Origin of the sequence: Spiroplasma endosymbiont of Cleonymus obscurus, from assembly GCF_964273375.1 — a bacterium.
Lineage (GTDB): Bacteria > Bacillota_I > Bacilli_A > Mycoplasmatales > VBWQ01 > Spiroplasma_E.
Map to the genome: position 1 here is coordinate 411,513 of NZ_CAXWWA010000002.1, position 12,007 is coordinate 423,519.

16 protein-coding genes and 1 pseudogene are annotated in these 12,007 nt (G+C 28.5%); 15 read left to right on the plus strand and 2 right to left on the minus strand.

Going from position 1 to position 12,007, the window contains the following annotated elements:
• The 15 genes from rpsH to ACI2WJ_RS02945 all read left to right on the plus strand — a co-directional run bounded on the left by rpsH (position 1) and on the right by ACI2WJ_RS02945 (position 9,215).
• Positions 1–405 (plus strand): 30S ribosomal protein S8, encoded by a 405-nt coding sequence (gene rpsH, locus ACI2WJ_RS02875; protein ID WP_400254780.1) that lies wholly within the window; start codon positions 1–3, stop codon positions 403–405.
• 12 nt (positions 406–417) lie between these two features.
• On the plus strand, positions 418–972 hold the full coding sequence (gene rplF, locus ACI2WJ_RS02880; RefSeq protein ID WP_252319239.1) for a 50S ribosomal protein L6: 555 nt from the start codon (positions 418–420) through the stop codon (positions 970–972).
• Positions 973–1,002: 30 nt separating this feature from the next.
• A complete protein-coding gene (gene rplR, locus ACI2WJ_RS02885) occupies positions 1,003–1,353 on the plus strand; it encodes a 50S ribosomal protein L18 (protein WP_174480918.1) in 351 nt (116 codons plus the stop codon).
• Positions 1,354–1,370: 17 nt separating this feature from the next.
• The gene (gene rpsE / locus ACI2WJ_RS02890; protein ID WP_400254781.1) at positions 1,371–2,075 is read left to right on the plus strand and encodes a 30S ribosomal protein S5; all 705 of its coding nucleotides are present in this window, start codon (positions 1,371–1,373) and stop codon (positions 2,073–2,075) included.
• Between the two features lie 9 nt (positions 2,076–2,084).
• The gene (rplO, locus tag ACI2WJ_RS02895; protein ID WP_174480916.1) at positions 2,085–2,528 is read left to right on the plus strand and encodes a 50S ribosomal protein L15; all 444 of its coding nucleotides are present in this window, start codon (positions 2,085–2,087) and stop codon (positions 2,526–2,528) included.
• Positions 2,529–3,887 (plus strand): preprotein translocase subunit SecY, encoded by a 1,359-nt coding sequence (gene secY, locus ACI2WJ_RS02900; RefSeq protein WP_400254782.1) that lies wholly within the window; start codon positions 2,529–2,531, stop codon positions 3,885–3,887.
• Positions 3,888–3,896: 9 nt separating this feature from the next.
• Positions 3,897–4,562, plus strand: a complete 666-nt coding sequence (locus tag ACI2WJ_RS02905; RefSeq protein WP_400254783.1) for an adenylate kinase — start codon at positions 3,897–3,899, stop codon at positions 4,560–4,562.
• Complete coding sequence (map, locus tag ACI2WJ_RS02910) at positions 4,555–5,337, plus strand: type I methionyl aminopeptidase (protein ID WP_400254784.1); 783 nt, start codon at positions 4,555–4,557, stop codon at positions 5,335–5,337. Before ACI2WJ_RS02905 ends, map begins: the two co-directional genes overlap by 8 nt.
• Positions 5,337–5,657 carry a translation initiation factor IF-1 gene (infA, locus tag ACI2WJ_RS02915; protein WP_348774424.1) on the plus strand — a complete coding sequence of 107 codons (321 nt, stop codon included), beginning with the start codon at positions 5,337–5,339 and terminating at the stop codon, positions 5,655–5,657. Before map ends, infA begins: the two co-directional genes overlap by 1 nt.
• Positions 5,658–5,678: 21 nt before the next feature.
• Positions 5,679–5,792 (plus strand): 50S ribosomal protein L36, encoded by a 114-nt coding sequence (gene rpmJ / locus ACI2WJ_RS02920; RefSeq protein ID WP_174480911.1) that lies wholly within the window; start codon positions 5,679–5,681, stop codon positions 5,790–5,792.
• 24 nt (positions 5,793–5,816) lie between these two features.
• Positions 5,817–6,215, plus strand: coding sequence for a 30S ribosomal protein S13 (gene rpsM / locus ACI2WJ_RS02925; RefSeq protein ID WP_174480910.1), 399 nt, complete (start codon positions 5,817–5,819; stop codon positions 6,213–6,215).
• A 17-nt stretch (positions 6,216–6,232) separates the two neighbouring features.
• Complete coding sequence (gene rpsK, locus ACI2WJ_RS02930) at positions 6,233–6,625, plus strand: 30S ribosomal protein S11 (RefSeq protein WP_252319229.1); 393 nt, start codon at positions 6,233–6,235, stop codon at positions 6,623–6,625.
• Between the two features lie 18 nt (positions 6,626–6,643).
• The gene (locus ACI2WJ_RS02935) at positions 6,644–7,612 is read left to right on the plus strand and encodes a DNA-directed RNA polymerase subunit alpha (protein ID WP_338958153.1); all 969 of its coding nucleotides are present in this window, start codon (positions 6,644–6,646) and stop codon (positions 7,610–7,612) included.
• Positions 7,613–7,630: 18 nt separating this feature from the next.
• Entirely contained in the window at positions 7,631–7,996 is a 366-nt protein-coding gene (gene rplQ, locus ACI2WJ_RS02940; protein WP_252319218.1) for a 50S ribosomal protein L17, read from the plus strand.
• Between the two features lie 397 nt (positions 7,997–8,393).
• On the plus strand, positions 8,394–9,215 hold the full coding sequence (locus ACI2WJ_RS02945; protein ID WP_400254785.1) for a M60 family peptidase N-terminal accessory domain-containing protein: 822 nt from the start codon (positions 8,394–8,396) through the stop codon (positions 9,213–9,215).
• A gap of 77 nt (positions 9,216–9,292) precedes the next feature.
• On the opposite strand, the pseudogene ACI2WJ_RS02950 reads toward ACI2WJ_RS02945, so the two are convergent.
• Both ACI2WJ_RS02950 and ACI2WJ_RS02955 read right to left on the minus strand, forming a co-directional pair.
• A pseudogene (locus ACI2WJ_RS02950) lies at positions 9,293–10,533 on the minus strand (IS256 family transposase).
• Positions 10,534–10,637: 104 nt separating this feature from the next.
• Positions 10,638–11,879 (minus strand): DEAD/DEAH box helicase, encoded by a 1,242-nt coding sequence (locus tag ACI2WJ_RS02955; protein WP_400254786.1) that lies wholly within the window; start codon positions 11,877–11,879, stop codon positions 10,638–10,640.
• Between the last annotated feature and the right edge of the window lie 128 nt (positions 11,880–12,007).

Below are 12,007 nucleotides of genomic sequence, written 5' to 3' on the forward strand. Positions count from 1 at the left end.
ATGATGACAGATCCAATAAGTAATATTTTAACAGTTATTCGTAATGCTATTAGCGCTGCGGATAGCAGTAAACATCGAGTAGTTAGTGTACCTTCTTCAAAACAACTAGTTAAGATAGCTGATATCTTGCAAAAAAATGGTTATATTGAAAAATATCGTGTTACTAAAGAAAATCCTAACAAACCTAAATTAGAACTTTTATTAGTTCATACTGGTAAAAGTCCAATTCTTGGTTTAAAAAGAATATCTAAACCAGGATTAAGAATGTATGCAAAATGTGAAGACTTACCAAGTGTGTTAAATGGTTATGGAATTGCAATCATTTCTACATCAAAAGGTATTATGACAAATAAACAAGCAAAAAAACTTGGTCTTGGTGGCGAAGTTCTTGCTTATGTATGATAAGGAGGAAACTATATGTCACGTATTGGTAACCGTATCCTTACCATTCCAGTAAATACTTCAATAACGCTAGATGCAAGTAACTTGTTAACTGTTACAGGAGCAAAAGGTTCTTTAAAAAAACTATTACCAAATGTTATTAAAATTAACGTTGATGAAGAGAAAAAAACAATTACTACAACAAGACCTGATGATAACAAAAAAAATAAACAACTTCACGGAACAACTAATTCATTAATTAATGGAATGTTAGTTGGTGTATCAACAGGTTTCATGAAAGAATTAGAAATAAATGGTGTTGGATATCGTGCTGCTGTTCAAGCTAATATCTTAAATTTAACATTAGGATATTCTCATCCTATTAAGTTTGAAATTCCGCAAGGAATTACCATTGTTGCTCCTAAACCAACAGTATTACAAATTAGTGGTATTGATAAACAATTAATTGGAGAAGTTGCAGCCAAAATTCGTAAATTCCGTAAACCAGAACCATATAAAGGTAAAGGAATTAAATATAAAAATGAACACATTCGTCGTAAGGAAGGAAAAGCTGCTGGTAAAGGTAAATAATCTTATACTGGCACTTAAGGAGAATAGAAAATGATTAATAAACAACAAGCTCGTAAAGTTCGTCATTATCGTATTCGTAGTAAAATTATGGGTACTAGTGAAAGACCACGCTTAAATATCTTTAAATCTAATAATAGTTTTTATGCTCAAATTATTGACGATACTGCTTCAAATACAATTATTGGTGTATCAACATTAACATTTAAAGATTTAGCATCAAAAAGCAATATAGATGCTGCTACTAAACTTGGAGAAACAATTGCTAATTTAGCTATTAAGAAAAAAATTAAAAAAGTGGTTTTTGATCGTGGTGGATATTTATATCATGGTAAAGTGAAAGCATTCGCAGAAGCGGCGCGTAGTGCTGGATTAGAATTCTAAAAAAGGAGATTAAAAGTATGAGTTTAGAAAATAAAAAAACAATTATTGATGATAAAGAAAATACTGAAGTTCAAAAATCAGTAGCAAAACCTTCTGTTAAAGCAGAAGTAAAAAATCCTGCTGGTAATGAAAATAAAATTAGATATACTAATTCATCACAACCAAGAAATAGCCACGATAAAAAAGAAAATAAAGTTCGTGAACCACGTAAAAATTTTGAACGTAAACCAAAAACTCCAAGTGAATTTATTGAAAAAGTGATTTGAATCAGAAAAATTAACAAAGTAACAACTGGGGGAAGAAGATTGCGTTTCTCTGCTGCTGTTGCTATTGGTAATGGTAAAGGAGTAGTTGGTTTTGGTATATCTAAAGCCAATGAAGTTCCTGATGCAATTAAAAAGGCAATTGAAGCTGCTCACAAAAATTTAACAACAATTACGATAACTAAAAACAATAATTCTATTGTTCATGAAGTTAAAGGTAAATATTGTGGAAGTGAAATTTTATTAAAACCAGCTAAAGAAGGAATCGGAATTAAAGCTGGTGGATCTGCTCGTGATATTTTAGAATTAGCTGGTATTCATAATATTTATTCAAAAGCATTTAGATCTAGAAATAAAATTAATTTAGCTAGAGCAACAATTGCAGGTCTTGGCAATGTTAAACCAGCAGAATATTTTATAAAAAATAAAAATCTTACTACTAAGCGTAGTAATGGTTAGAGGTGGATTATGGAAACAACATTACATAACTTAAAACCAACACCAGGTTCTCGTAAAGACATTAAACGTTTAGGTAGAGGAACTTCATCTGGAAAAGGTAAAACGGCTGGTAAAGGGACAAAAGGACAAAATGCCCGTACCGGTGGTGGAACAAGACCCGGATTTGAAGGAGGACAAACACCACTGTACCGTCGTATTTCAAAACGAGGGTTTACTAACTTTACTACAACCAATTATAGTATTATTAACTTAGAACAAATTGATTTAATTAAAGAGCATGAAATAACACCTGAACTTTTATTTCAATTAAAATTGATTAGAAGTAAAAAAGATGGTATTAAAGTTCTTGGTAAAGGTAAATTAACAACACCAAAAACAATTAAAGCTCATAAATTTTCAAAATCAGCAATTACTGCTATTGAACAAGCCGGAGGAAAAGCGCAGGTGATCTAAGTGTTCACAACAACCCGTGAATTAATAAAAAAGTATAAAGAAGTTATAATTAGAATTTTATTTACCATTTTTATTTTATTTATCTTTCGTGTTGGAGCATTTATTACAGTTCCAGGAGTAACTTTGAATGAAGATTTAAGTAGCAGTAATAGTAGTGGTATTGAATTCTTTAATTTAATTTCAATGTTAGGTGGTGGTGCTATTAGCAGATTTTCTGTTTTTGCACTTGGAGTCTCACCTTACATTACTGCATCAATTATTGTGCAGTTATTATCAACTGATGTTGTTCCTACTTTAACAAGATGGGCTAAATCAGGCGAAAAAGGTAAGAAAAAATTAGAGTTAATGAATCGAGTATTAACTGTTCCCTTTGCTATTATGCAAGGTTTTGCCACTATCTTTGGCTTACAATCTCAACATATTATTAGTGTTGATTGAAGTTCGGGATCGGGAGCAGCCGGACCAGAAGTTTTCTATTATGTATTAATTCCAGCTATTTTACTAGCAGGGACAATGTTATCATTATGAATGGCTGATCAGATTACTAATCGTGGTATTGGTAATGGAATTTCACTAATTATTTTTGGTGGAATTGCTGCTAATTTACCATTTAACTTTGCTTCAACTTTTAAGTATTGAGTAGGACCAGATACTAATAACGGTGTTATTTTTCAAGGGGCTTTAAAATTTGCTCTTTATTTTGCAGCCTTCCTACTGATTATTCTTGTTGTTGTATTCTTTAGTGAATCAGAGCGACACTTACCAATTCAACAAACTGGTAGTGGTTTAACTTTAAAGGGTGATAAAAGTTCTTATTTACCTTTAAAAGTTAACTCAGCCGGAGTAATTCCTGTTATTTTTTCTTCGGCACTAATTACTGCTCCAATGACAGTGGCACAAATTGTTGATCAAAATAGTGGTTTTGGTAATTTTGCTAGAAATTATTTATCTTTACAGTCGTGGCCGGGAATTAGTATTTTTGCTATAATGACGATTATGTTTACTTTCTTATATGCACAAGTGCAAATTAATCCAGAACAAATGGCTAAGAATTTTCAAAAATCAGGAACTTATATTCCTGGCGTTCAGCCAGGGAAGGAAACAGAAATTTATATTAAAAGAATGTTAAATCGTTTAAGTACGATTGGTTCCTTTTTCTTAACTGCTGTTGCAGTAACTCCATTTTTGATTTCTAAATTTACTAATCTACCTTCTTCATTAGCAGTTGGTGGAACTGGATTAATAATTATGGTTGGAGTAGCATTAGATACAACAAAACAAATTAAGGGACGAATTACTCAACATTCATTCTTAAATTATAAGGACAACAAAGATGTTAAAGAACACTTATGGTCTTAGGGGGTAACGATGAATTTAATTATTTTAGGTCCACCAGGATCAGGGAAAGGGACACAGTCACAGTTTCTGAAAGAACAATATAATTTAATGCATTTATCAACTGGTGATTTGTTTCGTGATGAAATCACAAAACAATCACCAGTAGGTAAAAAAGCTCAAACTTATGTTAATAAGGGTCAATATGTTCCTGATGAGATTACAAATGAGATTATTAGTAATACTTTAAAAAATATTAAACATAATTTTATTCTTGATGGTTATCCAAGAACAATCTCACAAGTAGCATTATTAGACAAAGTATTAACAAGTTTGAATGAAACGCTTTCAATGGTATTGTATCTAGATATTAATGAAGAAACAGTTATTAAACGTTTGTCTTCAAGAGTTACTTGTCCTCAATGTAAAGCAATTTATAATCTTAATTTCCTACCACCAAAGATTACTGGTATTTGTGATAATGATGGGGTAAAATTAATTAAGCGAATTGATGATAGTGATGAAAAGACAATTATCAATCGTTTAAAAACTTACAAAGTAGCAACGGCACCATTGGTAGATTCTTATCAAGAACGTGGATTGTTAAGAACAGTGGATGCCAACCAAGATAATAGTGATATTAAAAAACAAATTAAATCATATTTATCATCATTAAAAGGAAATAAAAATAATGGTTAACATTAAAAGTCAAAGTGAAATTCAAAATATCAAAGCCGCTAGTCAAGTTGTAGCACTTATTCATAAAGAGTTAGCAAAGATAATAAAAGTTGGGATAACGGGTAAAATACTTGATAAAGTGGCAGCACAAATTATTAAAGAAAATAATGCTGTACCTTCTTTTTTAAATTATCATGGGTTTCCTGCCACAATTTGTGTTTCAGTTAATGAACAATTAATTCATGGCATTCCTAATGATAAACCTTTTAAAATGAATGATATTGTGAAAATTGATGCTGGTGCTGCTGTTAATGGTTATCATGCAGATGCTGCCTTTACAATGTGTGTTGGTGGGAAACCAACACCAGAACAAGCAAAACTTATTAATGTGACTAAAGAATCATTAAATAAAGCAATAGCAATTATTGCACCAGGAGTTAGAATTGGTGATATTAGTAACGCCATTCAAACTTATGTAGAAAGCGAAGGCTTTTATTTACCAACATCATATACTGGGCATGGTATTGGTAAAAAACTCCACGAAGACCCAGCTATTCCTAATGTTGGTAAGCCCAACACTGGAATAAAATTGCAGTCAGGAATGACAATTTGTATTGAACCAATGGTTCAAACAACAACTGATAAAATTCTGGTTTTAAGTGATAAGTGAACAGTAGTTGCTGCTGATAAACAGCAGACTGCTCACTTTGAACACACTATCCTAGTAACTAATGATGGATGTGAAGTACTAACAATACTTAATGAAAATCAAAAAAATAATGAGGAATGTAATTAATGGCTAAACCAAAACAAGTAGTTAAACCCAAAGTTCAAAAAGTAAAAAAAACTAATGATAGTACTATTGAATGTGAAGGTATAGTAATAGAAGTCTTACCTAATGCTAGATTTAAAGTAAAGTTGAATGAATATGACTTTACTCCTATTGTAAGACCATCTGGTCGTATGCAAACACATAAAATTAAAATTATCAAAGGTGATCATGTAAAAGTTGAATTATCAACTTATAATTTAACTGAAGGACGAATTACTTTTCGTAACAGAATGGCTACTACACATTTACCGATAAATAAAGATGATGAAAACAAAGAAAACTAATAGTTTAACAGGAGGAAAATGATGAAAGTACAAGCATCAGTTAAAAAAATTTGTGACAAATGTCAACCAATCAAACGTAAAAAACGTAATGTAATCATTTGTGAAAATCCTAAACATAAGCAACGTCAAGGATAGAAATATTAAGGAGGAAAAATAAATATGACATCAAATACTAATAATGCAAGTCGAAGAATTGCGCAAGTAAATATTCCTGGAAATCAACATACAGTAATTGGTTTAACAAGAATTTATGGAATTGGTCGCAGCAAATCTTCAGAAATATTAAAAGAACTAAAAATTGAAGAAACTAAAAAAATTAATGAATTAACAGAAAAAGAATTAAGTTCAATTAGTCAATTAATTGAAAAGAAATATAAAACTGAAGGTGAACTAAGACGTGAAGTGTCTTTAAACATTAAGAGATTAATGGAAATTGGATGTTATCGTGGTATTCGTCATCGTAAAGGATTACCAGCCAGAGGACAATCAACAAAAACTAATGCAAGAACTTGCAAGGGACCACGTAAAACGGTTGCTAACAAGAAAAAAGCAAGTTAATTAGGAGGAAAAAAATAATGAATATAAAAACAACAGTAAAGAAAAAAATTAAAGTTAATCCTAATTTTATTAAAGCAAAAGCATTTATTAAAGCAAGTTTTAATAATACTATTGTTACTATTACTGATCTTAATGGTAATGTTATTGCTTGATCAAGTGCTGGAGCAGTAGGTTTCAAAGGAACTCGTAAATCAACTCCTCACTCAGCACAGTTAGCAGCTGAAGCTGCAGGTAAAACTGCTATGGAACATGGAGTTAAAATTTTAAGTGTTTTTGTTAATGGAACAGGACCAGGAAGAGAACCATCAATTCGTAGTTTACAAGCAGTAGGTTTTGAAATCAAAGATTTAAATGATGTGACACCAATCCCTCATAATGGTTGTCGTCCACCAAAAAAACCAAGAAAATAAAGTAGGTGAAAATAAAACATGGAACAACAATTTTTAAAACCAAAATTTAGTTTAAACAGTGAAAATAGTGCTATTAATTACAGTGAATTTATTGTGAGTCAATTAGAACGTGGTTATGGAACAACTTTAGCTAATGCCTTAAGAAGAACATTATTATCTTCAGTACCAGGTATTTCTGTATATGCAATTAGAATAAGTGGTGTATCTCATGAATTTACTGCAGTTAAAGGTGTAATTGAAAATGTTTCTGAAATAATTTTAAATGTTAAGGACTTAGTTTTAGCTTTTGATGGTGATATTCAAAAGGACGAAAAAATTGCTAATTTAAAAATTAGTATTACTGGTGAACAAGATATTACTGCTGGAGATATTATTTGTCCAACTGATGTTAGAGTAGTTAATCCAGAATTAATTATTGCTCGAACAACTTCAAGAAATGTTCTTTTTGAAATGGAATTAATGGTAAAGAAATCTCGTGGTTATTCTTCATTTGAGGAAAATAAAAAAGAAATTGCTAATAGTTCAGGCATTATTGCTATTGATTCAAACTTTTCACCTGTTGAAAAAGTTGATTATAAAATTGAACCTGTAACTAAAACATTAAAGGGTATTGAATATGAAAAATTAATTCTTCGTGTACAAACTAATGGTTCAGTTAAAGCAGCATCAGCTATTGCAATGGCAGCTAAAATTTTAATGAGTCATATTGAGTTTTTTGTTAATTTAGATGATAATGTTAAAAACTTTGAAGTTATTTCAATTACTAATGAGCAAGAAAATAATGATTTAAACAAAGCCTTAGAAGAATTGAATTTAACTGTTCGTTCATACAATTGTTTAAAACGTGATGGTTATAAAACTTTGGGTGATATTGTAACTAAAAGTTTAGATGAAATTAAACAAATTAAACATTTAGGTTCAAAATCAATTAAAGAAATTGAAGATTGTGTATCAAAACATAATTTAGAGTTTTCTATTAAAAACTAAGAAGGAGGATAAGAAAAAATGTCATATATTAACGATATCGGAAGAAATAGTGCTAAAGTAGATGCTGAAATCCGTAATTTAGCAAGTGAATTAATTGTTCATGGAAAATTAGTTTTGTTAGAAAAAAGAGCAAAAAGATTACAAACATTTATTGAACCTTTAGTAACGTTAGCTAAACGTGGTGATTTGCATTCAAGAAGAATGGCAATTGCTAAATTGCGTAAAATTACAACTAAAGAGCATCCAAAGGATGGTGTTATTCCAACATTATTTGGCAATATTGCTGAAAGATATAAAGACCGTAAAGGTGGATATACAAAGTTAATTAAAGTAGATAATAGAACTGGTGATAATGCACCAATGGTATTAATTACTTTTGTTTAATTAAAAATATTAAAGCAAGAAAATTTTGGAAAGAGTAAAGCATTTTTATGTTTTCTCTTTTTTATATGTTGACAATTTTAAATAAAATTGTATTTTTTAATACAATTATTGATAAATATTTTTTTATGGTATTTTTATTATTTCAATGTTATATTACATATATAAGTTTTATTTTATAAAAATTTATAGATTATTACTCCTTATTTTTGTAAGGAGTTTTTAGTTTTTTTAATTAAAAATAAAACTTATATATTTGATCGGGATAGTATTTGGATTATTTGTATATAAAACAATAATTATCAAAAAAATATCAGTCAATAATTAAAATTATTTTTGTAAAGAAATTTACTAGATATAGTAATTTTTAAATATTTATCTCAAATAAAGGAGAAAAAATATGAAAAAAATGGTTGTTGCTAATGCACAAGGTATTGTTGAAGAAAATCTTACTAAGGAACAAAGAGTACTTAATCATTCTAAATTTACTCCAACAGGAATTTTTGTAGTTAAAGGATCAAAAATAACAATAAAATTATTAGAAAATGATGAATCTTTACTTAGCATTTTTATTGGACAATGAGGAAGTTATAAAAATTTAAATGATGGTCAAAGTTTAAAACCAAAAGAGTATGTTATTAATGAAGAAAATCAAACTATTATTTCTGAAATAGAAGGTATGTTATATCTGTATAATAAAAGTGAAAGTACTGATTACAAAGTATTAATTACTGCTGAATCAGAAGTAGAAGATCCAACATTTGTTACTAGTAAAATAATAAATAAAAAATATAATGAAACATTAAATAATAACATTAATTCACGATTTGCTAAAATTATTGTTGAAGATCCAATAGAAGTTCCAACATTTGTTGTTGATACAACAACAAATGAAGAATTTCAACAAATGTTATATGATAATATAGAATCACCATTTGTTGAAATTATTGGAGAACATGTTTTTGGAACATTCCAAATGGAACTTGCAAAAGAATTATGAATAGATGAAGATCCTAATAACTATAATATTAATGAAACATTTACTCGTTTAGATAAGGTTTATGAATTAACAAGTACAGTTAGTGGATTAAATTTAGAATATAATGGTATTGCTCGAAAGGTTAATAATAAAATACATATTACAAATCCTGATACTGGTGCAGGAAAAGCATTATTTAAGAAGAAACCTAATGAGGGTTGATATATATATGACATGAGATAGGACACACATTTCAAAATCCACGTTATAAATGAAATGGAGGCTTTTATGTAATCTGTGTATCTTTGTTTTACAAAGTACTAGTTTAGATTAATTCTATCTTCAAATTTTATCATAAAATGAGCAATTGCTGTATTTCAATTTTGAATGGGCATTGTTCATTTTTTTGTTATATTTTCAATTGCTAAATAAAATATTTTAAAAACTGCCATATCATTAGGAAAAACTTTTTTATTTCTGATAATTTTTCGTAATTGACTATTTACAGATTCAATAGCATTTGTTGTATAAATCACTCTTTTAATTTCTGCAGGATAACTAATAAAAACCATTAAATTATCTCAATTTTTATATCAAGATTTAGCAATTTGAGGATAGTGTTTATTTCACTTATTTTCAAAGGATTCTAAAGCCTGCATTGCTTGTTCTTCACTACATGCAGTATAAATTGGTTTTAAATCTGCAACTAGAGATTTTCTATGCTTATATGAGACATATTTCAAACTATTTCTAATTTGATGAACTATGCATAATTGATGTTCTGTTTTAAGATAAACTGATTGTATTGCTTCTGACATGCGTTAAATTATCACTGCAGGCAATAAGAATATCATTTAAGCCACGATTTTTCATTTCTGTGAAATTTGCTAATCAAAATTTAGCACCTTCATTTTCACTAATTCATAAACCTAAAACATCTTTTTTACCTTCTAAATCAATTCCTAAAGCTATATAAACTGATTTGTTAATAATGCGTTTATCTTGTCGTACTTTAACTACTATACAATCAAAATAAACAATAGGATAAATGCCTTCTAATGGTCTATTTTGTCATGCTTTGACATCAATCAATCACATCATCAGTAATTTGTTGACTAATAATACTTTCACTAATATCAGCACCCTGATATAACTCTTGTAACTGCATTCTAATATCTGATAATGTCATACCTTTTGCATATAAGGAAAGAACTTGTTGATCAAAACCATCAAATCTTCTCTGTCTTTTTGGCACTATTACAGGAGTAAAATTACTATTACGATCTCGTGGTACATCAATCTCAATTTTACCTTGTTGAGTTATTAATTTTTTTGAACTTATACCATTACGAGCATTGTCACTATTACTATGTTGATTTTTTTCATATCCTAAATAATTTTGCATCTCAGAATTCAACATTTTTTCAACTAAACGTTTTGTTAATTCTTTATATAAACCCCCTTCTTTAAAAACTGTTGTTAAATCTTCAGTATTTTCTAATAATAAATCTACTGCTTTTGATATTGGATCATTATTATTAAAGTTATCTTTTTTAGCCATCTGTAACTCACTCTTTCTAGTCATTTAATTATATTTACTAGAATTAATTAAACATAGTTATTTTTGTAAGTTACACAGATTACTAAACATTACCAATAGTAATTTTAATATTTTGGTTTTCTTTTTCATTTTGAATTATTATCAACATTACGTTTAAAATCATTTCTATTATTATGAGATGAAAAATTTAATTTAGTTGGTACTTTAACAACATTTTTAGGCAAATTTCAACCTGTAGTATCTAGTAAAGTAATTTCATGATTTTGATAATATTGAATTTCTTGAATTTCATTATATTGAACTCTATTACTTACTAAAGTAATAGCAGTTCCTTGTGCTCCAGCACGAGCTGTTCTACCAATACGATGAGTATAGTATTCATATTCACGTGGAATATCATAATTAAAAACATAATCAATGCCATTAATGTCAATTCCTCTAGCAACAACATCAGTAGCAATTAATACTTTAACCTTACCATTTTTAAATTGTCTCATTGCTTCCATACGTTCTCTTTGACTTTTATCACCGTTAATAACAGCACATTTAATATTATTTTGTTCTAATAATTGTGCAATTTTGTTAGTAAAAGCTTTTGTATTTGAAAAAACAATACTTAATTGTGGTTGTAATTTTTGATATAAAGTAACTAATGCAGTTTCTTTTGTTATATTACGACAATCAAAATAATATTGTTTAATATTTGCTTGTTGTAATTTTTGACTTTCATCTTCAACAGTAATACTAACTGGATTATTTTGATAATCATCAGCAATTTTTAAAACTGGTTTTGACATTGTTGCTGAAAAAAGGACAGTTTGAATATTTTGTGGTGAATTCTCAAATAAGAAATCAATATCTTTTTTAAATCCCATTTTTAACATTTCATCTGCTTCATCTAAAACTAATGTTTTAATTGAATTTAATCTTAAACTACCACGATTAATATGATCAGTAATTCTTCCTGGTGTTCCAACAACTATATTACTAGTTCTTAAATCATATAATTGATTTCTAATATTAACACCACCACATAATAAAGCAACATTAACACCATTTAAAAAATAAGCATATTTTTTTACTTGTTTAGCAACTTGGATTGCCAATTCTCTAGTTGGACAAACAATAATGGCTTGATTACGATATAATTTTATATCTAAATTATGTAATATAGGTAAGACAAAAGCAGCAGTTTTTCCGGTTCCGGTATGACTTTTTCCAATAATATCTTTTTTTTGTAAAGAAACTGGAATTGTCTTCTTTTGAATTGGTGTTGGGGTAGTATAACCTCATTTAGCAATAGCAGCAGTTAATTCTTGTTTTAAATTTAGTTCTGTAAAACTCATATATTTCTCCTTAAAAATAAATTTTGAATAAATTTAGAAAAAATGATAATTATAACCTGAAAAATAACCTCTAAAAGAGGATTATTTTGAAAAAGGATTAGTTTTATTTATTATTTATATATAATATA